Below are 25,492 nucleotides of genomic sequence, written 5' to 3'. Positions count from 1 at the left end.
TTAGTTAGTTAGTTAGTTAGTTAGTTAGTTAGTTAGTTAGTTAGTTAGTTAAACTATATAAAAATTGACATTCAATAAATTAACATTATGGGAAAAGAAATTACTTATTTATTTTATTACCTTTCCAATCACCATCATCATCTATTTTCATTAGATAGGAATTGTACTTTTCAGTTGTGAGTAAACTGTAGAAAACAGCTGGTGTGTACAGCCCTTTCCATAACTCACTGAGTAGAATTGGTCTTCTCTGCAAGAACAAACCGCTGAATAAAAATGCAAAAAGAGAAACCATCACAACCATTTTCTTTATTGAGTTAACATGCAAACAATAATGAAAATAAACACACACGATGAAAAGAAAGTACAATGCATTAGTGTATCGTCTGAAAGCAACCAACGATATTGCAGAGAGACATGTAAAAACGAAAGTTATTAAGGCTACATTTCTTATTTTCAGATAATATTCAGATTCAACTAACTTCCATTTAATCATAACCAAAAAGGTGAAATAAGCGGTATAAACGAAACCTATACCTGTTGCTATTATGGAGTTCAAGTTCCCAACTTCATTCAATTCGGAATCCGAACCATACCCTACACTCGCGTAGCTACCCAAAATGCCTAATTTGGAAAGGAGGAAGGGCAATAATGTTGTGCTTAAAAATGCAGACATTATTGACAGCATCAAAAAACTGAATCTATTAAGTCTAATAAATGAAGCTGATATCAAAACAGGTACTATTATAACCATTGAAAAATGCGTAAGGATTGATATTAGTATGACAGTCAAGCCAAAGAACTTCTTACCTTTATTATACAAAGAAAAATAACCATACATCAACAAAGAGATCCCCATTCCCCAGCGTACACCTAACGCTAATTGGATTGTTGGAAAAAGTAAGAAGCCAAGTATAACTACCCACTTTACGACACGATCGGTAGATAGCTCATTAACACCTGATAAAATTGATTTAATGAACAAAGTTACACTGAGTGCGGACATAAATGCTGGGAGGAAAGGAAAAGGAATTCCGATTTTTTTTATTGCAAGCGATAATATATAAAAAGTGAAATCAACATGTCCGTCTATAGCTTGCGTTAAAGTTGTTTGCGAGTTGTAAATATAATAAGTTTCGATATATCTTCGATAAAGATCTTGGTAGGGATACAAATTTAAAGTAATAAAAAAAACAAACAGAAAAATGTTGGCCAGCATCATATTATAATTTTTTCTATTCACTTTCAAAAAAGTATATATGACACCTAAAAAAGGAATAAGAAAAGTAACTGAAAACCCAACAACAAAATCCTTATTTACTTTCATAGGACGATTCGCTTATGTTTATAATCAATGTAGCTAAAGATTTATAGCAAGAATATTTTCATTCTTCAACAAGTATGTCTTTGAGTATTTTTATATCAATATCAGAAGATACCTTCCTCGCAAAAAATGCAAGACTTTCGGATTTAATATTTTCAATATCATTTTGACCTAAGACTTTAGGATACTCAGGACCACTATTCCAATCAATGTAACGCAAAGCGTTATTAATTGCATTGCTATTAAAATAAAAAACAGCATCAGGTTTAGTATTAATTATTGTATGAAAGAAAACCTCGTCTGCGCACAATGAATACTTGAATGAATGAAGGTACCATGGGTTCTTGTTTACATAATTTATAACGTAACTAACCATCTCATTTGTTATTCCGATCCAGTTAATACCTTTATACATTGGCGGATAGAGTTCTAAATTCTTAACGAAATCCTTATTTATAAATAAAAACTTTAAAATATGGTGTAGTTTAATTAACACCTTATGGAGAAAATTTTTTTTTCTTCCATGATGAATACTAAAGTATTTATATTTAACCCGCTCATACGGATCTACGATTTTATTTTTTCCATTTTGAAAATGAACGAATTCCAAACCATAATTCTCACAAAGGAAAAGATTCATTTTCTCAACACTTATCAAAGGAATATCATCTCCAGAAATCAAGAAGAAATATTCAAAACCGTCTGGTACTCCTGTCGCAAAACGAAGCAAAGATATAGTTGCTAAAATCTGAGAATATCCACCCCATACTAAGTCATGCCTATCCGGAATGAAAATAACATTATTTGACTCAAGAAAGATAAACTCATCAATCGCAGATTTTTTATCAAGATGAATAAGGACAATGTTTTCATTGAATGATGAAAGGTATGTGACTGTATGAATTAATGGGTTTGTAAGCTTGTGACATGTAAGTGCAAATATTTTTCTCATAAGAATCAGTAATCATCCTTTCATCAGAACTAATTTCCATTACATTATTAGGGTTTCAACCCAAGAAGTTTGTTATGTATAACAGCAACTCGTTTTAAGAAAACCTCATCTTCCGACAAATTACCAGCCTGGTTTTTTGCATCTATCATTGATTTAATGACCACACTACTTCTTAGCCCTTTCGATTTCGGCGAGATATTATGTAAGCTTCTTAAAACCATGCATGATGCAGCGCAAATTTTTCGTTTAAGATTAAAGTTAGAACCATTAAATACATTGTCCTTATAAAAGGACAAGTCATTATTTTTATTGAACAAAGATGTGTTGGTACTAATTCTAATTTTATTTTCGATTTCTAAAATAAGAGAAGGTGATCCAATATAAGTAGGTGAATATTTTAAATTATACATGGAGAGCCAATCCATCCATTTAAAAGTGTTAATTCTATGCGTAGTAACAATCGGAACCCAGGGAACTCTTAGTGCATCAGAAAAAATAGCAGCATGCATAGCTTCAGCAATCACAAGTTTAGAGTTTATAATTTTATCGGCAACGTATTTAGAAGTATTTCTAGGGTCAACGAACATTATTCCCGCTGCGTTACAAATCGATTCCCAATCGAAATCATCCAATGATTCATGATGAGGTATAAATATAACTGGCTTGATCTCATTTTCAAGATTTTCGCTATTTTTTAATTCTGGCACTAAAGATATAAGCGCTGCTCCATCTCCTATAGCCAATGACTCATCAAGTCCTAACGTTTGTGCAGTGAGGGTACCTCTTACACCAATAATTTTAATATTTTCCTTTTTTAAATCAGCTACATCTCCATAACCTGCACCACTTGAAAAGATAACTGTTTTCTTGTCACCGACTCTTTCTAAAAACCAATCACATAATAATGACCCCACTGGTACAAAATAATCACAGTCAGAAATATTTTTAGTATCACCCAAAAAATAGTCCCACAACCATGAATTTAACTCATCACCGAAATTTAATTTCGAATTAAAATATTCAACTTTCATTAACGTTCACCCTATTTAACATGGCTTACTTAATTTCTTTTTTTGTTAAGACTATAGAATTTTAAATAAAAGAATAATTAATTATTTATCTTACTTAGCACTTTACTCCAATGATAAAATCAAGTTTCATAAACTTACATCTTGATCATGTTAGCTTTTTTTTGTTTTGAAGGTGGAGATCATCTCTGAAATATCTTTTCGAGAAATAGCTAAAACTAATAAAATATAAGAAAGTGCACAACAGAAAATCTGTACAACTATGTAAAATATAACATTTTCTTTCATTGAAGGGAAAAAGTAACCCATCAAATGGAATATCAAAACCATAATTGCTGTTGCAAATATCGGTTTCGAAAGTGATTTCAAATAATGAATTAAAACATTCAAGTTTAATATTTTAGATACATAGAAGATTGTATAAGGCCATACGATATATGTCTTTATTGTTATTGCGAGCATTACTGCGTTTGCTCCAAAATCAGAGAATACATAAGCTAAAATACCTGTTGTGATTTGCTGGAACAATTGATACTTCAAAATCCAACCTGTTCTCCCGAGACCTTTGATCAGGGATAGTTGCAAAACTCCAATACATGATATAAAGCCAATAAAACAGCAGCACTTTATTGCAAAAACGGCGACCGCCCATTGACTACCGAATATCAAAGGAACTATATAATCAGATAACAAGAACAACCCAGTAAATGCAGGAAGGCTAATTAGTGTAGAAACAAACGTTGTCTTTAAAAAAACCTCATTCAATCGCACTTTATCATGCTGTAAAGATGAATATAAAGGATAGGATACATTTGACATTGCTCCTGCTATAACGTCTGTAAAAACACTACAAATACGTCTACTAAATGTATAAACTCCGAGTGTATGTAAATTCCCAAAAGCCCCGATCACGAGATTATCTAAATTCATTGATGAAACTATTTTAGCCAATGTTGTTTTTATTCCGAAGCTTTTCACATCATTGAATGATTCAATACAAAATTTTAAATTGGGTTTTATATGAGAAGATGACCATAAAATGATAAAACTAATGATTGACGATGTGATTTGGCTAAATACTATTGCCCATACACCACCACCAAGATACAAGATAGGTATACAAGCCAATGTTGCTCCAGCTGAACAAACCATTGTCCTAATGCCTATTTTTTTAAACTCCATTTGCCTAGTTAATAAGGATAATGGTAGGGTTGCGCAGACATCTAGTATCAACTTTATCCCAAATAATACATATGCAGTTTTAAAGAGGGGATCAAAAGATTCAAGAGGTATTGTATAGACAAATAATAGACTGAATGTATATAAAGACACTGATAAAATCAAAAGAAGACAAAATACACTGGATACGTGTTTTTTATTAATATCTTTTCTTTGTATTAAAGCATCTCCAAACCCGCTACCACATAAACTAATAAGAAAAATTGTTATGGTTAGTGCTAGTGAAACCGATCCTAATTGTGATGGAGATATTTGTCTCGTGGCTAAAGAGAAAATGATAAAAGAACTCAATGCTGGAAATAGTGCGCTAATGAAATACCATAAAATCCCAATAACTTTGCTGGATTTTGAATTGGATTTTTCTCCGATTGACATACTAAACCTTTAATCGCTTTACTTAATTGTCGGGTTGGCAATATAATTTTCAACATGATATTTATAGATTATATTTTTAATTATTATCATTCTTGAAATGACTTGCACTTATGATTGAACGCCACTGAAGTTTTACCATTTCGGAATCGAAGGGCTTGAATGTTTCAGATGCTGATGCACTTAATTCATACAAAGTAGCATCAGAAACTGAAATCTCATTCAACTTCTCGATAAAAGAAACATGGTCATCATCTTTTATCAAATAGCCGTCAGTATTATTGTTGATAATTTCTCGAGGGCCAGTTGGGCAGTCGTATGCAATCACTGGTAAAGACCATGATTTAGCTTCCAACAAAACCATTGGGAGCCCCTCATATCTAGACGTCATAAGAAAAACATCACTTTGTTTATAATATGTTTCTAAATTGTTAATTTTCCCTAAAAAATTTACTTTATTTTCAATGCCTAATTCAATTGCTAACGATTTCAATTCATCCATTAATTCTCCATCGCCTGCTATGTTTAATACCCAATTATCATTTCCCTTAGAAAATATAGACCATATCTTCAACAATCTGTCAAAACCTTTTTGGTTATTCAATCTCCCTACAGATAATGCAGTAAAGTATCTTTGTTCTTTTACATGGTACCTGAAGTGTATTGGGTTGTTAATTTTTACAACCTTTACACCCGCTTTCAAAAATTTCCCTTTATCCAGATCTGTTAACACAACAACTAAATCATACCACTTTAAAGATAATATTTTTAAGAGTTTAATTGCCATATTAAAAGAGTCAAATGCTATATGTTCACAGGCTATAAATCTGGTTCGTCTTTTAATTGAAAAATCAGTCAAAAACAAAAGTCTGAATAAAAAACTTAGTTTTCCCATGCTTACAACAAAAACAGTATCGTAATCATTTTCGAGAATATTTTTTTTAATTTCAATTAATGGTTTCTTGTAATCATTGAAAGTAATTATTTTATTAACTTTTTGGTATGGATAGAAAGGCTTACCATTACCCGATAAAGATAAAATATTGATTAAGCAATCATCGCCCAAGCAATCTGTCATATAATTACAAACATTTTCAGTTCCTGCATAAGAAAATGCATCACCTATTACAATAGCTACTTTTTTCATCTTAATTCCGAATTGTTATCGATATTTCTTACTGAACTTCAGTGCGTTGTAAAAATAATGGAAGAAGTAATATATCGTTTGAGGAAGAGAGTAACCAAATTCATTTTTTAAAATGTTAAAATGCCATCTTGCTGCTTTTATTTTATTTGAGGATAGTGAATTTTCTTGGCAGTGATATTTGGCAACAATTTCACTGACCACATAACTAGTTCCAAATCTATCGAAACATCTATTCAAAAACTCAAAATCTTCATGTCCGATTTTTTTAAAATACTCTTTCTCTTCATGAGCGAAATTGATACAGACCGATGAAAAACACACTCTATACTGTTTTTTTAAAAATTGATATTGAGTTAAAATATTAGATGAATGCTTAATATAATATTCATTCTTACTCTTGTAAAGATAGTTACCAATTACAATTCTATAGCCTGCTTTTATCGAGCTAATTTGTAGCGAAAGCTTATTTTCCAGCCACTCATCATCACTATCTATAAAACATACTACGTTTTCCTGACACATTTTAAGGCCTACATTTCTAGTTATTGCAGCACCTTTATTCCTTTCATTTTTAACAAGAATTATATTATCCTGTTTGTTATATTTATTCTTTACATAATCATAAGAATCATCTGTTGAGCAATCATCAATAATGTATAAAACCCAATTTGTATATGTTTGATTAATAACCGAGAATATTGCCCTGTCTATATAATCTTTAGCATTATACATTGGCATAATTATCGCAACTTTCCACTGCTCACTCACTGTGACACCTTCATATTAAACAGATTTTTAACAAATGAAAAATAGTGACTTAACAAAAATCTACAATACAAAGTCAAAGTTTGTTTGGAGAAGTGATTTATTAATTCAAAAAATTTATTTTTATTAGTGTAATACAAAATATAATTAAATCTGATATTTTTAACATTAGCTTTAGTTAGAACATTTTTATGTTTTTTTAGAAAATATTCTACAGCACCAGTAACTTTAGGGCTATTTGTAATTCGACCATTTTCATGCTCAGTATGCATTATATAATTAAACAATGCACAGTTATAAGCTGTTCCATATTTCAAAATAATCCTTAACCAGCAGTCAAAATCTTGCCAAGCTTTCAGGCTTTCATCAAATCCACCAACTCCCTTTAAATACTCTGTTCTGATGAAAATCTGATTACCTACACAATTAGAGTTTTTAATCATTTCTTCCGTAATTTCACGTGATCGAATATAATTTCGAACAGTCCCTTTCTTTTCTACTTTTATAATACCACTTGATACAAAACTATATTTTTCCTTTTCCTTAGCAACTTCCAGTAACTCTCTTACACGATTTACTGAGAACTCATCATCATCATCTAAGCCTGTGATATATTCGCCTTTAGCTATATTTATAGCAGAGTTTCTTGCATGACAAGCACCTTTCGGCTCAGAGCTTCTTACATAACGTATTTTAACATTACTTTTGATTAGTCCTTTGACGACTTCTTCTGTATCATCAGTAGACCCATCATCGCTTATAATTATTTCGATATATTTATAACTCTGATTCAATACCGAGTTGACCGCTCTAATTAACATAGCTGATCTATTATGTGTAGTAATATAAACTGTTACTAATTCGTTCATTTTATTCCTTCTAAAAAAAGTTATGGGTTTAACTGAATGAACATTGCCGTATTTTATTGGCATAATTTTAATCCAGTTTTTTTATAATCTCAAAATTAATATGCACCATCTTTTTTTAAAACAACACCAACAGTTTTGAATAAAATAGCTATATCATTCCACATCGACCAGTTTTTCACATACCACGCATCAAAATATACACGAGTTTCATAATCGACATCACTCCTGCCACTGACTTGCCACAATCCAGTCATTCCAGGTTTACTCATCAAATAGTAATCAACCTGTTCCCGATATCTTTCTAACTCTTCTTGAATAATAGGTCTAGGCCCAACCAAACTCATTTCCCCTCTAAGAACATTAAACAATTGAGGTAACTCATCCATACTTGTTCTACGAAGAAAATGACCTATTTTTGTAATCCGAGGATCATTTTTTAATTTGAAAGTTTCATCCCACTCGGCCTTAGCTAATTGATCTTTTTCTAGAAGTTCTTCCAATAGCTCCTTTGAGTTTACTGCCATAGATCGAAACTTCAAACATTTGAATTTTTTCCCTAATTTTCCAATTCGCTCATGTCCATAAATTCCGGGACCACCATCTTTTTTTACTTTATAGCAAACATATAAAAGTAAAGGGGATAATACAATAATGATACCTAATGATGCGACAATATCAAATGAGCGCTTTAGAAATCTAGAAGAAAATTTTGCAAGACTTTGATGAACACGAAAAATCATAACTTCATGACTGAAAATAAAGGACATATCAGTGCTATCTAATGGCATTCCCCTTAACGTCGGTATGACCGATACATAGCGAAAACCTTTTAACATGAACTCTCTTAACCAATCGTTTCTAACTTCTGCTTCATTATTTTCCACAGCAACTATGAACTGCATGCGTTTATCTATACCCGCGCTCAACCAATTGGTATCCTCATTGATCAGACGCACTCCTTCCAGAGTCTCATTTTTTGCTAGACTGGATTGAGTATTAATGAAACCAACAACATGAAACCCTAAGTTTTTTTCACCTGTAATAGCTTTATATGCTTCAACGGCATTTTTTCCACTACCAATTATAATAGCGTCTCGACGCCATAATCCTGTTTTAATTAATAGGGATTTAGTCAGCATACGAAACATAGGTACCATAATCAATACAATAACCCATGTCATAAGCCATAAATAACGAGAAAAATCCCATTTCGAAAATGCAAGGATCGCCATTTCGAAAAACGAAAAAATCACCAACGTTCGCAATATTTCTTTTAATTCAAACCAGAAAGTTTTACGGTAAAAGTAATGCCTCAATCGCATTCCGAACCATGCGACACAACATATAGCTAAGATCCAATGTAATTGAATCCAGCCTTCAGCAGCTTCAGCTGGAATATATTCATCTAAATGCTTAACACTAAGATTTAGAAGTCCCATAGCAATGTAAATTGCCATACTGAAGCCAATAAAATCAGATAGCCCTAGTAATATACTGACCCATAGGTTGCGGGTTACGCGTGTCATGGTTTCCCCACCATTTCCCTCTCGGGAATGTTGATTATTTGAAAATTAATTAGAAATAACTAGCTACAAGTGCACTTTCTTAGTTTTTTATTCTAAGAAATTATTTTAATTTAAAGAGCCCGGAATACGGGCTCTTTAGTTATTTAGTTTCATTTTTGTAGGAATAATTATATTCAGTATAACCATAACTGTAATAGCTGCTTGCTTTTTTAACTACACCATTCAATATACAACCTTTAATCTTAACTCCGCTCTGCTCAAAACGTTTTACGCTTACCTCTAATTCTTTTGTTGTATTTTGCTCAAATCGGGCTACAAGTAACGTTGTTCCTGCATATCTGCCAATAATTGCAGCATCAGTCACAGCTAGAATTGGAGGCGTATCAATAAGAACTAAATCATAATTTTCGCTTGCCCATTGCAGTAGCGCCTCAAAACGGGAATGCATCAATAGTTCAGCAGGGTTTGGTGGTATTACCCCTCGAGATATGAAGTCGAAACCAGCTTCCGATACTTTTTTTATTGAGCTATCTATTTTGGATTTACCAGATAAGATATCTGAAAGGCCAAAATCCACGCTATTTTTGAAAATTTGATGAGAATATCCTTTTCGCATATCTCCATCTATAAATAACACTCGCTGACCACCCTGAGCAAGGACTGCAGCAAGGTTAGAAGTAATAAATGTTTTACCTGCATTAGGACTGGCACCTGAAATCATCAGTATATTATTTCCAGCCTCCATCATTGCAAAGTGTAATGTTGTTCTTAGGCTACGGATGGCCTCAATAGCTAGATCTGTGGGATTATCTATAGCAAGGAAGTTTAAGTTATTTTGTTTAGATTTACGCTTTGGTTTTTTTCGAGCAATCCACTCTGAAACCGGTACACTCGCATAAACATTTATTCCAACTTCCTCTAATTGCATAGGTGATTCAATACCTCTACGCAGGAACACTCGTAGAAATACTAACATCACAGCTATCATTGCCCCTAAAACCATGCCAATTAATACTACTAACTTTTTATTAGGTTTAACTGGTTTTGGAGCTGTCACTGCATCATCTATGACTCTGACATTACCGATAGCACTGTTTTTTGCTATATTAAGTTCCTGCTGCCTGTTAAGTAATTGCATATACACAGCACGACCTGACTCAACATCACGGCTCAATCGCAACACTTCTTGCTGAGTAGCTGGCATTGCAGATACTTGCTTACTTAACCTACCTTTTTCTTGCTGAAGAGTTTCTCGTTTCTCCATTAGTGCTTTATATGTCGGATGTGATTTTGTGTAAAGTTGAGATATTTCAGCCTCACGAAATGTTAACTGATTCAATTGATTATCAACATTTACGATTTGATCTAATGTCGATCTCGCTTCTAAATTTAAATCAACTGAATCCTTTTGCTTACGATACGCATTGAGCTTATCTTCAGCTGTATCTAATTCTCCCCTTACCTGGGGAAGTTGTTTCTGCAGAAAATCTAAACTTTTTGTGTCTTGAGCAGCCTGCCGGGCAATGTTTTGAGCAAGATAATTGTCAGTAATACTACTCAATGTTTTTTGAACTAGGTCGGGGTTATCACCGGTCAAATATAGATTAAGCATTCCCGTGTTTTTGCCCTTATCTAGGGCATTAAAATCCAGCAATAACAAGTTTATTGCATCTAACCGACTCAGGTAGTTGACTGTAAAGGAGGTACCTGGTACTGCTTGAAGTTCACTTACTAATAAAGATATTCCATTAGCTTCAAGCAACTCCCCAACTCTTCCCTCAAGCTGATATGTTCCACCTGTTAAGGTATAGCGATTATCGCCAATTGAAGTCAAAGTAAGCTCAGGTACTTTACCATCTTGTTTTCCTACATAAAGGCGATCAATGCTTATCTCCCCTGGCACTTGCCCTGTCAAACGCGCCCAACCTCTGCCAAATAATGGGAAATAATTCTGTTCTACCACTGCTTGTAGATTCAAATCATCAACAGTCTTGCCAAGAATCATGCGCGACTGCATTAACGATATCTCAGGTGAGGACTCTGGTTGGCTGTTAGGCAGCATTTGAGTAAGATCATTAAGAAGAGCGTTACCTTGTTTTTGCTCAACTTGCACTAAAGCATCGGCTTGGTAAATCGGAGTTGCAAACAATGCATATAAAATAGCTAAAGAGGTAAATACTGCAGTTACAGTAATAATCAATTTTCGGTGGTCAAGCAGCTCACCAATCAGTCGTCCAAGGTCGATTTCGTCAGCATCCGGGTTAGCCGGTTTATTTGATAATACGGAAGACATACATTAATTTCCTAAAGTTAACCACCCAGTTTACGAACCCAGCTATTACATGCCTGGTCTAGCAACTGATATACATACTCGAAGGACTCCATACTTTTACGATACGGATCTGGGATTTCAACACCTTCAAGCCAGTGACCAATTAGCATCGTTTTTCCACGAGCTTCTGGCGCAATAGAAGTAACCTGCTCAATATGGTGCTGTTCCATCACCAAGATAAGATCGTATTTTCTGCCCAAGGGGCCAGTAAACTGCTGTGCCTGATGGTCAGCTAATGACAACTGGTGCTTTTCAGACACCTCAGTTGCAGAAGCTTCAGCAGCATGCCCCACTAACGCACCCACACCAGCTGAATCAACTTTTTTTGCAGGTAGAGCACGCCTCAGCATTCTTTCGGCTATCGGCGATCTGCAAATATTCCCCGTACATACCACTAGGATTGAATTGAACATGATTACCAGTTCCTGAAATAACGTACGTTTTCAGTCATATCATGTACGCCATTTATAGTCGGTACCAGCTGGGAGATAACACGGTTCCAGCGTACAATCGGGGCTGTCGTAACATAGACAATATCGTAAGGTTGTAGCTGGAACTCAGTACCAAGAACCATAGCTGACGCATCTTTTGCATTAAGCTGATAAATGTTAGCAATTTTGCCATTTTTATCCCCTTTTAGTTGACGTATAACGAAGATGCCCTGTGCATCACTCATTGCCTGCGAAATGCCGTCTGAGTTACCCAATGCTTCAGCCAGTGTCATACCGCTGCGGTCCATTTTAAGTGTCGACTGCTTGCCCACTTCGCCCATAACGAACACTTTCAGATCGTCATTACGCGGAATGTACAGGATGTCTCCAGGATACAGCATCTTATTCTGGGTTAGATCACCCTTTTGCATCAGCGCATACAGGGAAAGTTTTGATTCCTGACCGTTGTGGGTCAGCACCACGTTGCGCCAGTCGGCATCCGGGGCCAGGCCACCCGCGGCATTGATTGCATCCATCACCGTTAACGGGATATTGGTAATCGCCTGCTGGCCGGATTTAATCACTTCACCGGTTACGTAGGCTTTCTGCGAACGGAACGCCGCAATGCTGACATCAACTTGTGGACTTTCAATATAGGTGGTCAGCCGGCTGCTTATTTCCTGTCGAATCTGCGCCAGGGTTTTGCCTGCAACCTGCACCTTACCAATATAAGGATAGAAAATGGTGCCGTCGGCATTGACCCAGTTGCCAGTGTCGCTCGCACTGCGGTACTGCCCTGCTGGGGTAGTTAGTTCAGGGTGATCCCATACGGTCACCATAAGTACGTCACCAACGCCAACACGATATTCGTAGTTGTTTAACAAAGCGTCAAGCTCGAAATTCGGCCTTGAAACTACCGGTTCAGGACGAAGGCGATCGATCAAGCCAGGCGTCATTGGGAATACATTGACCATGAGGTTAATATCAAAATCGCTATCCTGTGACTGGATCACATCCTTATCAGACGTGCTCAAGCCCTGCCCAGGTATCACGGTACAACCACTTAATAACCCAATTGCTGCTGCAACCACCGAAAGTTTCAAATATTTCTTCGTCATAAGTTCATATCATCAATGAATAAGAGAGTTATCTGCCAGTATCCGTTTTGGGCGTAATTACTAACAGTCGTCATTTTTATCTGCTGCATTCAGCAGCAATAAATAGCCTGAGCTTAGATGGTGAATGCTCTATCGGGTCTCTTTACCAACCATAGCCAAAACGTTATGAAAAGTTACCGTGATTCTGGGAGCCCATCCTGGTATCACATCGTGACCGCAGCCACAGTGGCGAAAGGGGTGTATTGCTTCGGGTAGAGTTCTACCGGCTAAAAGTGGAACAGACGGCGCTGCTGTTGCTCTCATATGCTTAGATTTCCCCCTGTGCATCCCCCCAGGATGCTGTGTTACGTGTGCACACTGTAAAAAATGTGTTGTCGATGCTGATAATTCCGGCCTTGCAGAAGTATCAAAACGTGCTGTTTGAATCAGCACAATACTACTTCAGGCCTGATAATGAGGCCACTTATAACCACAATTTTTCGCTAAAAATTATCTTCGGTTTCGGACTGCAATAGCGATAACTCTGAAAACATCTCAGACAGGCCGTTAATATTTCACGTACTACGTTTTTTTGCGGTCAGGAATGAAGTCATTCCCGGGTTAAAGCGAGGAGTTTAATTAAACTTTTTGTAGGGTAAAACGCGCTGAATTATCCTTAATCCTTATATGGGATTAGCCATTATTCTGAGATGTAAAATGTACAGCACGGAAGCAATCAAAAATAAAAATCATTAGAATCAGACAGATACAAAAAATTTACGGCTATATCATTTCTTTAGCTGGCAATGACGTACATTCAGAATCTAAAAAAAGAAAATATAGCAAGTGGTTATAGCTGGAATAAATCTGAATTTTTTTGCACGTTTTCTGATTATCAACTATAAATTTTCAGGTATACGAAAATTAGATGACACTATGATTAAATTTGCTGTAGCGGTGTAAAAACGAGCGGGCTGTTTGATTAAAAAATATCACCCGTCCAGGCAGGCTACCGCCCCTGGCTCAACAGCTACCAGTGCACTGTGCTACTCGGCGATAATCATTAACCACATTCAACGCCCGGTCAGGTCGCGATCGGATAGAGCCTCCGAACGCGTTCCAGGCTGGTGTAGTTGTACTAGTGAATTGGAATTATTCTAAGGTAAATATCTGTCAATTGGGAGTGCTATATACTGATCCAGGCGTTTTCCAGACGGCTCTGAGTGGTGGAAATTTTATGGTATAAATCCTAATAAACATTAGCAAATAAATTTCAACCATATGATTTTTAATGGGTTTTAATTTCTCAGGTATATTGATAGCCGCAAAAGGAATTATTAGCAGCAGAAATAATAGGAATTTTCTCATTAGGCCTAATCTCGTAAAACTCACACCCCAGCGCATATAAATTAATCAACCAGGATTATTTTTCACGATATTTAACTGCTTTGTCGTGGTATTTAAATTCAAAGCCTCGTCATTTTTGTCCTTCCTCACTTCATTCACACCAACACCCCCCTGTTAAACAGATTAATATCTTGCCACAAAGACATTCAAGGCGGATACAATTCTGCTTGAAACTAAATTTTCAGCATCTACATTAACTTACTCCCTCCCCCTTGCTGCGCGTTGTTTTCCCGGAGTATTCGCTACCAGTTTTGCTATACACTCTGCCGATTGCCATCCGGCGTGTTCATTTCAGGAGTCTGTAGATCATGATTATCCGTCCCTACACTGAGGCCGATCGTCCTTTCCTGCGTACGCTGTTTCTGGCTGCTCGCAGGCACAGCTGGACCTGGCTGGACGATAGCGACTGGCGTTTAGAGGATTTTGACCATGCCACGCTGGGCGAACGTATCCTGGTGGCGGAACTGGATGGTCATCGTGTGGGTTTTGCCGCGGTACTGGAGCAGGATAACTTCCTGCACAGCCTGTTTGTGGACCCGGAGTGGCAGGGAAGCGGTGCGGGAAGCGCACTTTTACAGGCGGTACAACGCTCGTTCACCTCGACCGGCGCGTTGAAGTGTCTGGCCGAGAATTTACAGGCGCAAAGCTTCTATAAGAAACATGGATGGCGAACGGTGGCACAGGGAGAAAGCGAACAGGGTGAGTATCTTTTAATGCACTTTGTGCTTTAAGGGTTGATACCGCAACTTATGGCACAGGACTGTTGCGGCGTTGCACACATCATTTTACTGCTTTTTACACCCCGGCTTATCACTCCATTTTGGTTCATGCAGACAAGGGATGTTTGGCATGCTGAATATTTTTCACACTATCGATCTGATAGGGACTTTTGCTTTTGCCCTGAGCGGTGCTACCGCTGGGGTAAGAGAGGATTTTGATATTTTTGGCGTGTTCGTACTGACGGCGGTTACTGCCATAGGAGGCGGCGTCATGCGCGATATCTGCATCGGCACGTTACCGCCGGCTGGTCTGGTCAGTCTCAGCTATTTGCTGGTGATTGTCGTAGCGGTCATCTGCGTGGCGTTTTTTCAACGCCTCATCCTTTCATTTGAACGTGCCACGCTGTTTTTTGATGCGCTGGGGCTGGGATTTTTTGCCGCGTTTGGTGCCAATAAAACATGGCAGCATACGCAAAATGTTGAGCTGTCTATACTCCTGGGGTGTGTCAGCGCCGTTGGTGGAGGGTGTTTGCGTGACCTGATGATCGGTAAGCCGCCAACCATCTTCAGCCAGGATATCTACGCCAGCGCAGCATTAATCGGTGCAGCAATAGAAATAAGCGGTTCGTCCGGGTATGTCCCGCATATCTATAGCACCTGGGTGGCGATTATCATCTGCACACTGCTACGGCTGGTGGCGTTGAAATATAAAATCGGCTTGCCGTCCATTAAACATAACGGACTATAATATCCCTTTCGCAATAAGATCACGCCAGTACAGACGATGACCAGCAGACCCCTTCACGAACAGACAGGTATCAGTAAAAATGCCTATGGCATGTTGCAATATTTGCAGCGTATCGCCCGTGGCGACCGGAATTTTATCATGCAGGATACGCTGCTCAATCATCGCTGCAACGTGTCGCCCGACAACGATTTCACGCTGATTCTTGAGCTGTTTGACGCCGGAAAAATAGATTTTGACTACTCGATGGTGGACGGATTTCAGCAGCGGCACGTGCGTCTGGCGTAACGGCCGGGCGATGATGCCCGCCCGTTAACAGCGATCTGTTTAAACCGCGCGGAAGGAAATATCTTCCGGAATCACTTCGCCCTGCCAGTAAAGACGCGCAGCAACGCTACCGGCCAGCTGGCGATAGAGCGTGGTGAACTCGCTGTCCGGCCTGCGCACGACCGTCGGTTCGCCGTCGTCCAAATCTTCCCGCAGGCTGATATGCAGCGGCAGCTGGCCAAGCAGCCGGGTGTGATACTGCTCCGCCAGCCGCTCTGCCCCACCGGTGCCGAAGATCGGCTCGTGGTGGCCGCACTGGCTGCAGATATGAATGCTCATGTTCTCAACAATGCCCAGCACCGGCACGTTCACCTTCTCGAACATCACAATCCCCTTACGGGCATCAATCAGCGCAATATCCTGCGGCGTGGTGACCACCACTGCCCCGGTCACCGGCACGTTCTGCGCCAGCGTCAGCTGAATGTCACCGGTTCCCGGCGGCATATCCAGCACCAGGTAGTCCAGATCCGGCCACAGCGTTTCGTTCAGCAGCTGCATCAGCGCTTTGCTGGCCATCGGGCCGCGCCACACCATGGCGTTATCTTCAGTCACCAGATAGCCGATAGAGTTGGTCGCCAGGCCGTGGGCGATAATCGGTGCCATATGCTTGCCGTCCGGCGAGCTGGGGCGCTGCGCTTCGGTGCCCAGCATATCCGGGATCGACGGGCCGTAGATGTCCGCATCCAGCAGGCCGACCTTCGCGCCCTCGGCGGCCAGCGCCAGCGCCAGGTTAACCGCCGTGGTGGACTTCCCTACCCCGCCCTTGCCGGAGCTGACGGCGATGATGTTTTTCACGCCGTTCACCCCGGGGCGGTTTTTCACCCGTTGCAGGGTGGCGACATTCAGCGACAGCCGCCAGCTGATGGCTGAGGCACCGCTGAGGCGCAGCAGTTCGGCGCTAACGGTGGACTTCAGCGTTTCAAATGCGCTCTGCCAGGCAAACGGCAGAGTCAGTTCGATGTGCAGTGTGTTGTCTATTAATGCGCAGTGTCGAAGCGCCTTCAGCACGGTAAGATTGTGCTGCAGGGTTGGATGCTCAAAGGTGGCCAGCACCCCCATGACGATTGCGCGCAGCGCTTCGGGCTTCGCTTGTGACGTCATCCCGGCTCCTTGTTCTGGTCTGTAATAAAGAATGCGTTATAGCGCTAAGCATATCAGATCCCGCCCTATCCCGGGGAATCGGGGCCGTAAAAATCCCCCTGTGGATGAACCCCTTGTTTACGCAGGGAGTGGCTTTCGGTTACCATCTAAACCCCTTTTTCAACAGGTAAAGCAAGTCTCACTATGACTCAAGTCGCGAAAAAAATTATGGTAACGTGCGCCCTGCCGTACGCCAACGGTTCCATTCATCTCGGACACATGCTCGAGCATATCCAGGCAGATATTTGGGTCCGTTACCAGCGAATGCGCGGCAACCAGGTTTACTTCATCTGCGCCGATGACGCACACGGTACGCCGATTATGCTGAAAGCCCAGCAGCTGGGCATCGCACCGGAGCAGATGATCGCCGAAATGAGTCAGGAACATCAGACCGACTTTGCCGGTTTCGATATCAGCTACGACAACTATCACTCAACGCACAGCGAAGAGAACCGCGAGCTGTCCGAGCTGATCTACACGCGCCTGAAAGAGAACGGTTTTATCAAAAACCGGACCATTTCCCAGCTTTACGATCCGGAAAAAGGCATGTTCCTGCCGGACCGCTTCGTTAAAGGCACCTGCCCGAAATGTAAGGCCCCGGATCAGTATGGCGACAACTGCGAAGTGTGCAGCGCCACCTATAGCCCAACCGAGCTGATCGATCCGAAGTCGGTGGTTTCCGGCGCGACGCCGGTGCTGCGCGATTCCGAGCACTTCTTCTTCGACCTGCCAGAATTCAGCGCCATGCTGCAGGCCTGGACCCGTTCCGGCGCGCTGCAGGAGCAGGTGGCGAATAAGATGCAGGAGTGGTTTGAGTCTGGCCTGCAGCAGTGGGATATCTCCCGCGATGCGCCTTACTTCGGCTTTGAAATTCCTGGTGCGCCGGGCAAATATTTCTACGTCTGGCTGGATGCGCCTATCGGCTACATGGGTGCGTTTAAGAACCTGTGCGATAAACGCGGCGATATCGACTTCGATGCGTTCTGGAAGACCGATTCCGACGCGGATCTCTACCACTTTATCGGTAAAGATATCGTCTATTTCCACAGCCTGTTCTGGCCGGCAATGCTGGAAGGCAGCAACTTCCGTAAGCCGACCAACCTGTTCGTGCACGGCTATGTGACGGTTAACGGCGCGAAGATGTCCAAATCCCGCGGCACCTTTATTAAGGCCAGCACCTGGCTGCAGCATCTGGATTCCGACAGCCTGCGCTACTACTACGCGGCGAAACTCTCTTCCCGCATCGACGATATCGACCTGAATCTGGAAGATTACGTACAGCGCGTGAATGCGGATATCGTCAATAAAGTGGTTAACCTGGCCTCGCGCAATGCCGGCTTTATCAATAAGCGTTTTGGCGGCCAGCTGTCTGCGGAACTGGCGGACCCGGCGCTGTATAAAACCTTTACCGATGCGTCAGAAAGCATTGGCGAAGCCTGGGCCAGCCGCGAGTTCGGCCGTGCGATCCGCGAGATTATGGCACTGGCCGATGTGGCCAACCGCTACGTCGACGAGCAGGCTCCGTGGGTAGTGGCGAAGCAGGAAGGCCGCGATGCCGATCTGCAGGCCATCTGTTCAATGGGCATTAACCTGTTCCGCGTGCTGATGACCTGGCTGAAGCCGGTGCTGCCGCAGCTGAGCAATCGCGTGGAAGCATTCCTCAATCAGGAACTGAGCTGGGAAGGCATCAACCAGCCGCTGCTGAGCCACAATATTGCGGCCTTCAAGGCGCTGTATAACCGCGTTGAAATGGATAAAGTTAACGGCCTGATTGAAGCGTCGAAAGAGGAAGCCGCTGCCGCCGCGAAACCGGCTGTAACCGGTCCGCTGGCCGACGACCCGATTCAGGACACCATTACCTTTGACGACTTCGCCAAAGTGGATATGCGTATTGCGCTGATCCAGAATGCGGAATTCGTTGACGGCTCCGACAAGCTGCTGCGCCTGTCGCTGGATCTGGGTGGGGAAAACCGCCAGGTGTTCTCCGGTATTCGTGCAGCTTATCCGGACCCGGCGGTGCTGGTCGGTCGCCTGACGGTGATGGTGGCAAACCTCGCTCCGCGTAAAATGCGCTTCGGCGTTTCCGAAGGAATGGTGATGGCCGCAGGCCCTGGCGGTAAGGATATCTTCCTGCTCAGCCCGGACAGCGGTGCGCAGCCTGGTCAGCAGGTTAAATAAGCTGGCCTGAAAGAGGCGAGCGGGCAACCGTTCGCCCCTTTGTTATTTCTGACGCTTCCCGCCCGGGTAGCGCAGCAAGTCATTTAATCGTATGATTAACGTTCTGAAATTCAGGAGGTTATCATGCGCCGCGCCCCGCTGATTCTGTGGCAGTTTATCCGCGCTTTTTTCATTATCTACCTCTGCCTGTATGTGGGTATCGGCATTTCCAGCCTGCTTCCCGTCACCATTCCCGGCAGTATTATCGGCATGCTGGTGCTGTTCGCCCTGCTGGCTACGCAAATCCTTCCCGTTGAGTGGGTCAGGCCCGGCTGTAGCCTGTTTATCCGCTATATGGCGCTGCTGTTTGTACCCATCAGCGTTGGCGTGATGAACGATATGGATATTCTCACCGCGCAGTTTGGCCCGATTGTGGTTTCCTGCCTGGTCAGCACGCTGATTGTACTGGTGACCGTTGGTGTTCTTTCACAGCGTATGCACCGCCAGCCGCTGGCACCTGAGGGGGAACGCGATGAGTGATATGTGGTGGTCCATTCCGTTAACGGTCGTGGTGTTCCTGGCGGCACGTCAGCTTGCCGCACGGGTGAAGATTTCTATTGTGAATCCCCTGCTGATCGCCATGGCAGTGATCATTCCGCTGCTTCTACTGCTGCAAATCCCCTATACCCGCTATTTCCAGGGCAGCGCCATCCTGAACAGCCTGTTGCAGCCCGCTGTGGTCGCCCTTGCGCTGCCGCTGTATGAGCAAATGCATCAGATCCGCGCCCGCTGGAAGTCGATTATCAGCGTCTGCTTTATCGGCAGTATCACCGCGATGATCTCAGGGACTGCCATTGCCCTGTGGCTCGGTGCCACACCCGAGATCGCCGCAACCCTGTTGCCGAAATCAGTGACCACGCCAATTGCCATGGCGGTGTCCGGCTCGCTGGGCGGGATACCGGCGATCAGCGCAATCTGCGTGCTGATGGCCGGGGTGCTGGGCGCGGTGTTTGGCCATATGCTGCTGAATCTGCTGCGGGTGCGTGCCGCCTCCGCCCGTGGGCTGGCGATTGGCAACGCCTCGCACGCTATCGGCACCGCCCGGGCGGTAGAAATGGATGCGCAGGAAGGGGCATTCAGTTCGCTGGCGCTGGTGCTGTGCGCCATTATTACCTCACTGCTGGCACCGTTTATTTTTCCCGTACTGCTGCACTGGCTGGGGTAAAACTTGCGAGAGATCTCGCATTTTATTTATCAATTTCATTTATTACACTGACAGAGAGATGCAGATCACATATAACTGGCTGCCGGCTCGTTAACATGAGCCAGCATCCAGCATAAAGAGGCCTAAAATGCATCCAAGATTCCTGGCAGCCTTCGCCACGCTTCCCGAGCCATTACAGCATGCCATTCGGCCGATTCTCTCTTCTGCGGAGTTTTCTGCCCGCATCAGCGCCGATGAAGCGGCAATATTGAAAAAGCAGTGTGGCTATAACGACAGCGAACTGGCCTTTGCCCTGCTGCCGCTGGCCGCAGCCTGCGCACAGGCCGCGCTGTCCGATTTTAAAGTCGGCGCCATCGCACGCGGTGCCAGCGGCACGCTGTGGTTCGGGGCCAATATGGAATTCAGCGGCACCACCATGCAGCAAACCGTTCACGCCGAGCAGAGCGCGGTGACCCACGCCTGGCTCCGGGGTGAACGCGCGCTTGAAGCGATCACGGTAAACTACACCCCCTGCGGCCACTGCCGCCAGTTTATGAACGAGCTGAACAGCGGCACGGCGCTGACTATCGAGCTGCCGGGCCGCGCGGCGGCCACGCTGGGCGACTATCTGCCGGATTCGTTCGGTCCGCGCGATCTGAACATTACCACCCTGCTGATGGATAACGTCGATCACGGCGTGGCGATCCGGGGCGATGCGCTGGAACAGGCGGCACTGGCGGCGGCCAACAGCAGCCATGCGCCCTACAGCCAGGCCTGGAGCGGCGTAGCGCTGGAAACGACAGACGGCACGATCTTTGCCGGGCGCTATGCGGAAAATGCCGCCTTTAACCCCACTCTGCCGCCGCTGCAGGGCGCGCTTAATCTGCTGAATCTTGCCGGTTACGCCAGCAGCGATATTTCCCGCGCGGTACTGGCCGAAGCGCCGGAGGCGAAGCTCAGCCAGCAGTCCGCCACCGCCGCCACCCTCAGCGCACTGGGCTGTACTGAATTCTCCGTTATTCCCCTGGTAAAACCGTAAAAATCAGCCAGCAATACGAGAAAGATCGCAGCTTTTGTTATTACTTGTTAACAAAAGCTGTATTTTCAGATGATTTATTCTAGGATTGGCCCCACATCATCACGATAGCAACCAGAGTACGAATTGCATGGAACTCGAATACGAAAGTAAACGATCGCTTTATATCCCTTACGCCGGTCCGATCCTGCTGGAATTCCCCCTGCTGAACAAAGGCAGCGCCTTCTCGATTGAGGAGCGTAATGACTTCAACCTCAACGGCCTGCTGCCTGAAACGGTTGAAACCATTGAGGAACAGGCCGAACGCGCCTGGCGGCAGTTCCAGGATTTTAAAAATAATAACGATAAGCACGTCTATCTGCGTAATATCCAGGACACCAACGAAACCCTGTTCTACCGCCTGCTGGACAACCATCTGGAAGAGATGATGCCCATCATCTACACCCCAACGGTGGGTGCAGCCTGTGAGCACTTCTCTGAGATCTATCGCCGCGCGCGCGGTCTGTTTATCTCCTATCCGAATCGCGCCAGCATTGAAGACATGCTGCAAAACGCCACCAAGCAGAATGTAAAAGTGATCGTCGTTACCGACGGCGAGCGCATTCTCGGCTTGGGCGACCAGGGCATCGGCGGCATGGGTATTCCTATCGGTAAGCTGTCGCTCTATACCGCCTGTGGCGGCATCAGTCCGGCCTACACCCTGCCGGTGGTGCTGGATGTCGGCACCAACAATCAGCAGCTGCTGAACGATCCGCTGTACATGGGCTGGCGCCACCCGCGCATTACCGGAGAGGAGTACGATAACTTCGTCAACGAATTTATCACCGCCGTGAAAAGCCGCTGGCCGAACGTGCTGTTGCAGTTTGAAGACTTCGCGCAGAAGAATGCCATGCCGCTGCTGGAGCGCTATCGTAACGAAGTTTGCTGCTTCAATGACGATATCCAGGGCACCGCCGCCGTCACGCTCGGTACCCTGCTGGCCGCCAGCCGTGCAGCGGGCAGCAAGCTGAGCGAGCAGAATGTGGTGTTCCTCGGTGCCGGTTCCGCCGGCTGCGGTATCGCCGAGCAGATTATCGCCCAGATGAAATCCGAAGGGCTGAGCGAAGATGAAGCGCGCGCCCGCGTATTTATGGTCGACCGCTTCGGCCTGCTGACCGACAAGCTGCCAAACCTGCTTAACTTCCAGAGCAAGCTGGTGCAGAAAAGCGAACGTCTGACCAACTGGGACAGCAGCAGCGATTCGCTCTCCCTGCTGGACGTAGTGCGCAACGCGCGTCCGAGCATTATGATCGGCGTTTCCGGCCAGCCGGGCCTGTTCAGCGAAGAGATCGTGCGTGAAATGCATAAGCACTGCCCGCGCCCGATTATCATGCCGCTGTCTAACCCGACTTCCCGCGTAGAAGCCACGCCGCAGGACATTATGGCCTGGACCGACGGTCAGGCGCTGGTCGCCACCGGCAGCCCGTTTGCCCCGGCGATCTGGAAGGATAAAACCTACCCGATTGCCCAGTGCAATAACTCCTATATCTTCCCGGGTATTGGTCTGGGCGTGATTGCCTCCGGCGCGACCCGCGTAACCGACAGCATGCTGATGGCCGCCAGCCGTGCGCTGGCAGAGTGCTCGCCTCTGGCTAACGAAGGCTCCGGCCCGGTGCTGCCAGAAGTGAAGGATATTCAGGGCGTGTCAAAAGTCATTGCGATGGCCGTAGGCAAAGCCGCACAGCTGGCGGGTGTGGCGGTTGTCACCTCGGAAGACGTGCTGTCCAAAGCCATTGCCGCCAACTTCTGGCTGCCGCAGTATCGTAACTATCGCCGTACTTCTATCTAAGAAGAATCTGCCGGGCGTCACACTACGCCCGGCTATTTGTGTGAAAAACCGCCATACGGCGCGCCGTTGCTTGCTTCCCCTCTCTCCCTACAGTAGCCTTGAACCACCCTGTCTTCGCAATTTCGAGCACCGTTCAGTATGTTGAAACGCCTGGCTTATGGTCTGATTATCATCATCGTTCTGATGGTTCTGACCGCGCTTGGCCTGGATCGCTGGATGAGCTGGAAAACCGCCCCCTATATTTACGACGATTTAAAATCCCTGCCCCACCGTCAGGTTGGCGTGGTACTGGGCACCGCCAAGTATTACCGAACCGGGGTGATCAATCAGTATTACCTCTATCGCATCCAGGGTGCGATGAACGCCTATAACAGCGGCAAGGTGAACTATCTGCTGCTGAGCGGCGATAACGCCCAGCAAAGTTACAACGAACCGATGACCATGCGCCGTGACCTGATTGCGGCTGGCGTGGAGCCGTCCGATATCGTGCTGGACTACGCCGGTTTCCGTACCCTCGACTCTATTGTGCGCACCCGCAAGGTGTTCGATACCAACGACTTTATTATTATTACCCAGCGCTTCCACTGCGAGCGCGCGCTGTTTATCGCCCTGCATATGGGGATTCAGGCGCAGTGCTATGCGGTTCCCTCGCCGAAAAACATGCTCAGCGTGCGGCTGCGTGAAGTGGGAGCTCGCCTTGGCGCACTGGCCGATCTGTACCTGATGAAACGCGAGCCGCGATTCCTCGGGCCGCTGGTGCCGATCCCGGCAGTACATGAGGTGCCGGAAGACGCACAGAGCTACCCGGCAGTCACCCCGGAGCAGCTGCTGGAAATCCAGCAGAAAGGAAAGTAACTACCACTCGCATTAGCCAGACATGGACCGGGAGTTGTCGAATGAATGAAGTCACCACACGCAAACGCTGGATAGCGGAACTGCTGCTGGTTTGCGTTGCCGCCGGTTGGGGAATTGGCTTCCCGGTGATGAAGCAGGCGGTCGCCCTGCATCCGGTGCTGATGGTGCTGGGGCTGCGCTTCCTGCTCTCTACCCTGCTGATGTTGCCTTTCAGCGCCAAAAGCCTGGCGGGCATCGGTGGCCGAACGTACCTTGCGGGCATTTCTCTGGGTCTGCTGCTGGGTGCGGCGTTCGTCTTTCTGATCCTCGGGCTGCAAACCACCACCGCATCGAATACCGGGTTTCTGGCCGGGCTGGCGGTAGTCTGGGTGCTGCTGCTCTCCGGCCCGCTGGCGGGTAAGCTGCCATCCGCATCCGCAATTATTGCCGTGCTGTTTGGCGTGGCCGGTTTGCTGGTGATGTCCGATATGCACGACTGGCATTTGCAGTGGGGCGATTCGCTGGTGATTATCGGTTCGGTGTTCACGGCGCTGCATATTCTGGCGCTTGATAAGCTCAGCGTCCGCCACAACAATACCGCCCTGACGTTTTTACAGGTTGCCACCATGGCGGCGGTGATTATGCTGATGCAGCACGCCACCGGCGGCGAGTGGTTTCCGCAAACGTGGGACGGCCCGCTGGTGTGGGCCCTGCTGGTGACGGCGCTGTTTTCTACGGTGATCGCCTTCTGGGTGCAGACCCACTATCAGCGCTATACCTCGCCGACGCGCGCGGTGCTGATCTACAATCTTGAGCCGGTGTTTTCCGCGCTGTTCGCCGTCTGGCTGCTGCATGAAAGCCTGTCGGTCAACGTTCTGCTGGGTGGCGCACTGATTCTGACGGGGATGTGTATGCCGGGGCTGATTTCTGTTCTTGCGCAGCGTTTTGGTAAGGAAAAGGTGCCTGCGGCGGGCGCTATTGACTAATGGATTGGCGGAATTGCAGAAAGATGACAT

At 44.7% G+C, this 25,492-nt stretch carries 22 protein-coding genes; 10 read left to right on the top strand and 12 right to left on the bottom strand.

Annotation, left to right across the window (positions count from 1 at the left end; translation table 11 throughout):
• Positions 1-100: 100 nt before the first annotated feature.
• The 11 genes from IBT47_RS15810 to IBT47_RS15760 form a co-directional block, all read right to left on the bottom strand.
• Entirely contained in the window at positions 101-1,324 is a 1,224-nt protein-coding gene (locus tag IBT47_RS15810) for an EpsG family protein (protein WP_200561351.1), read from the bottom strand.
• A 58-nt stretch (positions 1,325-1,382) separates the two neighbouring features.
• A complete protein-coding gene (locus IBT47_RS15805) occupies positions 1,383-2,273 on the bottom strand; it encodes a beta-1,6-N-acetylglucosaminyltransferase (protein ID WP_200561349.1) in 891 nt (296 codons plus the stop codon).
• A 47-nt stretch (positions 2,274-2,320) separates the two neighbouring features.
• Complete coding sequence (locus IBT47_RS15800; RefSeq protein ID WP_200561347.1) at positions 2,321-3,304, bottom strand: polysaccharide pyruvyl transferase family protein; 984 nt, start codon at positions 3,302-3,304, stop codon at positions 2,321-2,323.
• Between the two features lie 150 nt (positions 3,305-3,454).
• Complete coding sequence (locus IBT47_RS15795) at positions 3,455-4,915, bottom strand: oligosaccharide flippase family protein (RefSeq protein WP_200561345.1); 1,461 nt, start codon at positions 4,913-4,915, stop codon at positions 3,455-3,457.
• Positions 4,916-4,991: 76 nt separating this feature from the next.
• Entirely contained in the window at positions 4,992-6,059 is a 1,068-nt protein-coding gene (locus IBT47_RS15790; protein WP_200561343.1) for a glycosyltransferase, read from the bottom strand.
• A 15-nt stretch (positions 6,060-6,074) separates the two neighbouring features.
• Positions 6,075-6,827, bottom strand: coding sequence for a glycosyltransferase family 2 protein (locus IBT47_RS15785; protein WP_200561341.1), 753 nt, complete (start codon positions 6,825-6,827; stop codon positions 6,075-6,077).
• Positions 6,824-7,693 carry a glycosyltransferase gene (locus IBT47_RS15780; protein ID WP_200561339.1) on the bottom strand — a complete coding sequence of 290 codons (870 nt, stop codon included), beginning with the start codon at positions 7,691-7,693 and terminating at the stop codon, positions 6,824-6,826. The genes IBT47_RS15785 and IBT47_RS15780 overlap by 4 nt, the downstream gene beginning before the upstream one ends.
• A 95-nt stretch (positions 7,694-7,788) precedes the next feature.
• Complete coding sequence (gene wbaP / locus IBT47_RS15775) at positions 7,789-9,219, bottom strand: undecaprenyl-phosphate galactose phosphotransferase WbaP (RefSeq protein WP_200561337.1); 1,431 nt, start codon at positions 9,217-9,219, stop codon at positions 7,789-7,791.
• A 139-nt stretch (positions 9,220-9,358) separates the two neighbouring features.
• The gene (locus IBT47_RS15770) at positions 9,359-11,512 is read right to left on the bottom strand and encodes a polysaccharide biosynthesis tyrosine autokinase (RefSeq protein WP_200561334.1); all 2,154 of its coding nucleotides are present in this window, start codon (positions 11,510-11,512) and stop codon (positions 9,359-9,361) included.
• 17 nt (positions 11,513-11,529) lie between these two features.
• Positions 11,530-11,964, bottom strand: a complete 435-nt coding sequence (locus IBT47_RS15765; RefSeq protein WP_200561332.1) for a protein tyrosine phosphatase — start codon at positions 11,962-11,964, stop codon at positions 11,530-11,532.
• Between the two features lie 2 nt (positions 11,965-11,966).
• On the bottom strand, positions 11,967-13,100 hold the full coding sequence (locus tag IBT47_RS15760) for a polysaccharide export protein (protein ID WP_200561330.1): 1,134 nt from the start codon (positions 13,098-13,100) through the stop codon (positions 11,967-11,969).
• Between the two features lie 1,694 nt (positions 13,101-14,794).
• Between IBT47_RS15760 and IBT47_RS15755 the strand changes: the two genes are divergently transcribed.
• From IBT47_RS15755 to IBT47_RS15745, 3 genes are all read left to right on the top strand, one after another.
• On the top strand, positions 14,795-15,217 hold the full coding sequence (locus IBT47_RS15755; protein ID WP_200545962.1) for a GNAT family N-acetyltransferase: 423 nt from the start codon (positions 14,795-14,797) through the stop codon (positions 15,215-15,217).
• Between the two features lie 109 nt (positions 15,218-15,326).
• Complete coding sequence (locus IBT47_RS15750; protein ID WP_234471923.1) at positions 15,327-15,953, top strand: trimeric intracellular cation channel family protein; 627 nt, start codon at positions 15,327-15,329, stop codon at positions 15,951-15,953.
• Positions 15,954-15,989: 36 nt separating this feature from the next.
• A complete protein-coding gene (locus tag IBT47_RS15745) occupies positions 15,990-16,238 on the top strand; it encodes a hypothetical protein (protein WP_200561328.1) in 249 nt (82 codons plus the stop codon).
• 39 nt (positions 16,239-16,277) lie between these two features.
• Here the strand turns inward: IBT47_RS15745 and apbC are convergent, their stop codons facing one another.
• The gene (gene apbC / locus IBT47_RS15740) at positions 16,278-17,378 is read right to left on the bottom strand and encodes an iron-sulfur cluster carrier protein ApbC (protein WP_105591362.1); all 1,101 of its coding nucleotides are present in this window, start codon (positions 17,376-17,378) and stop codon (positions 16,278-16,280) included.
• A 183-nt stretch (positions 17,379-17,561) separates the two neighbouring features.
• Between apbC and metG the strand changes: the two genes are divergently transcribed.
• The 7 genes from metG to IBT47_RS15705 all read left to right on the top strand — a co-directional run bounded on the left by metG (position 17,562) and on the right by IBT47_RS15705 (position 25,462).
• A complete protein-coding gene (gene metG, locus IBT47_RS15735; RefSeq protein WP_200561326.1) occupies positions 17,562-19,595 on the top strand; it encodes a methionine--tRNA ligase in 2,034 nt (677 codons plus the stop codon).
• Between the two features lie 123 nt (positions 19,596-19,718).
• Positions 19,719-20,114 carry a CidA/LrgA family protein gene (locus IBT47_RS15730; protein ID WP_200545957.1) on the top strand — a complete coding sequence of 132 codons (396 nt, stop codon included), beginning with the start codon at positions 19,719-19,721 and terminating at the stop codon, positions 20,112-20,114.
• Positions 20,107-20,799 carry a CidB/LrgB family autolysis modulator gene (locus IBT47_RS15725; RefSeq protein WP_200545956.1) on the top strand — a complete coding sequence of 231 codons (693 nt, stop codon included), beginning with the start codon at positions 20,107-20,109 and terminating at the stop codon, positions 20,797-20,799. The genes IBT47_RS15730 and IBT47_RS15725 overlap by 8 nt, the downstream gene beginning before the upstream one ends.
• A gap of 127 nt (positions 20,800-20,926) precedes the next feature.
• Positions 20,927-21,817, top strand: a complete 891-nt coding sequence (gene cdd, locus IBT47_RS15720) for a cytidine deaminase (protein ID WP_200561324.1) — start codon at positions 20,927-20,929, stop codon at positions 21,815-21,817.
• Between the two features lie 127 nt (positions 21,818-21,944).
• Entirely contained in the window at positions 21,945-23,642 is a 1,698-nt protein-coding gene (locus tag IBT47_RS15715; RefSeq protein WP_200561322.1) for an NAD-dependent malic enzyme, read from the top strand.
• 138 nt (positions 23,643-23,780) lie between these two features.
• The gene (sanA, locus tag IBT47_RS15710) at positions 23,781-24,497 is read left to right on the top strand and encodes an outer membrane permeability protein SanA (RefSeq protein ID WP_105591356.1); all 717 of its coding nucleotides are present in this window, start codon (positions 23,781-23,783) and stop codon (positions 24,495-24,497) included.
• Positions 24,498-24,538: 41 nt separating this feature from the next.
• Complete coding sequence (locus IBT47_RS15705) at positions 24,539-25,462, top strand: DMT family transporter (RefSeq protein WP_200561320.1); 924 nt, start codon at positions 24,539-24,541, stop codon at positions 25,460-25,462.
• The last annotated feature ends 30 nt before the right edge of the window (positions 25,463-25,492 follow it).

The organism is Erwinia sp. S43 (assembly GCF_016624745.1).
GTDB lineage: Bacteria > Pseudomonadota > Gammaproteobacteria > Enterobacterales > Enterobacteriaceae > Erwinia > Erwinia coffeiphila.
Note: the sequence above shows the minus strand (reverse complement) of the source record. Positions and strands in the feature narration are given on the sequence as shown.

Excerpts from the sequence above, each read along its gene's own strand:
- IBT47_RS15810 (WP_200561351.1), bottom strand. The coding sequence starts at position 1,324 with ATGAAAGTAAATAAGGATTTTGTTGTTGGGTTTTCAGTTACTTTTCTT.
- IBT47_RS15805 (WP_200561349.1), bottom strand. The coding sequence starts at position 2,273 with ATGAGAAAAATATTTGCACTTACATGTCACAAGCTTACAAACCCATTA.
- IBT47_RS15800 (WP_200561347.1), bottom strand. The coding sequence starts at position 3,304 with ATGAAAGTTGAATATTTTAATTCGAAATTAAATTTCGGTGATGAGTTA.
- IBT47_RS15795 (WP_200561345.1), bottom strand. The coding sequence starts at position 4,915 with ATGTCAATCGGAGAAAAATCCAATTCAAAATCCAGCAAAGTTATTGGG.
- IBT47_RS15790 (WP_200561343.1), bottom strand. The coding sequence starts at position 6,059 with ATGAAAAAAGTAGCTATTGTAATAGGTGATGCATTTTCTTATGCAGGA.
- IBT47_RS15780 (WP_200561339.1), bottom strand. The coding sequence starts at position 7,693 with ATGAACGAATTAGTAACAGTTTATATTACTACACATAATAGATCAGCT.
- wbaP (WP_200561337.1), bottom strand. The coding sequence starts at position 9,219 with ATGACACGCGTAACCCGCAACCTATGGGTCAGTATATTACTAGGGCTA.
- IBT47_RS15770 (WP_200561334.1), bottom strand. The coding sequence starts at position 11,512 with ATGTCTTCCGTATTATCAAATAAACCGGCTAACCCGGATGCTGACGAA.
- IBT47_RS15765 (WP_200561332.1), bottom strand. The coding sequence starts at position 11,964 with ATGTTCAATTCAATCCTAGTGGTATGTACGGGGAATATTTGCAGATCG.
- IBT47_RS15760 (WP_200561330.1), bottom strand. The coding sequence starts at position 13,100 with ATGACGAAGAAATATTTGAAACTTTCGGTGGTTGCAGCAGCAATTGGG.
- IBT47_RS15755 (WP_200545962.1), top strand. The coding sequence starts at position 14,795 with ATGATTATCCGTCCCTACACTGAGGCCGATCGTCCTTTCCTGCGTACG.
- IBT47_RS15750 (WP_234471923.1), top strand. The coding sequence starts at position 15,327 with ATGTTTGGCATGCTGAATATTTTTCACACTATCGATCTGATAGGGACT.
- IBT47_RS15745 (WP_200561328.1), top strand. The coding sequence starts at position 15,990 with ATGACCAGCAGACCCCTTCACGAACAGACAGGTATCAGTAAAAATGCC.
- apbC (WP_105591362.1), bottom strand. The coding sequence starts at position 17,378 with ATGACGTCACAAGCGAAGCCCGAAGCGCTGCGCGCAATCGTCATGGGG.
- metG (WP_200561326.1), top strand. The coding sequence starts at position 17,562 with ATGACTCAAGTCGCGAAAAAAATTATGGTAACGTGCGCCCTGCCGTAC.
- IBT47_RS15730 (WP_200545957.1), top strand. The coding sequence starts at position 19,719 with ATGCGCCGCGCCCCGCTGATTCTGTGGCAGTTTATCCGCGCTTTTTTC.
- IBT47_RS15725 (WP_200545956.1), top strand. The coding sequence starts at position 20,107 with ATGAGTGATATGTGGTGGTCCATTCCGTTAACGGTCGTGGTGTTCCTG.
- cdd (WP_200561324.1), top strand. The coding sequence starts at position 20,927 with ATGCATCCAAGATTCCTGGCAGCCTTCGCCACGCTTCCCGAGCCATTA.
- IBT47_RS15715 (WP_200561322.1), top strand. The coding sequence starts at position 21,945 with ATGGAACTCGAATACGAAAGTAAACGATCGCTTTATATCCCTTACGCC.
- sanA (WP_105591356.1), top strand. The coding sequence starts at position 23,781 with ATGTTGAAACGCCTGGCTTATGGTCTGATTATCATCATCGTTCTGATG.
- IBT47_RS15705 (WP_200561320.1), top strand. The coding sequence starts at position 24,539 with ATGAATGAAGTCACCACACGCAAACGCTGGATAGCGGAACTGCTGCTG.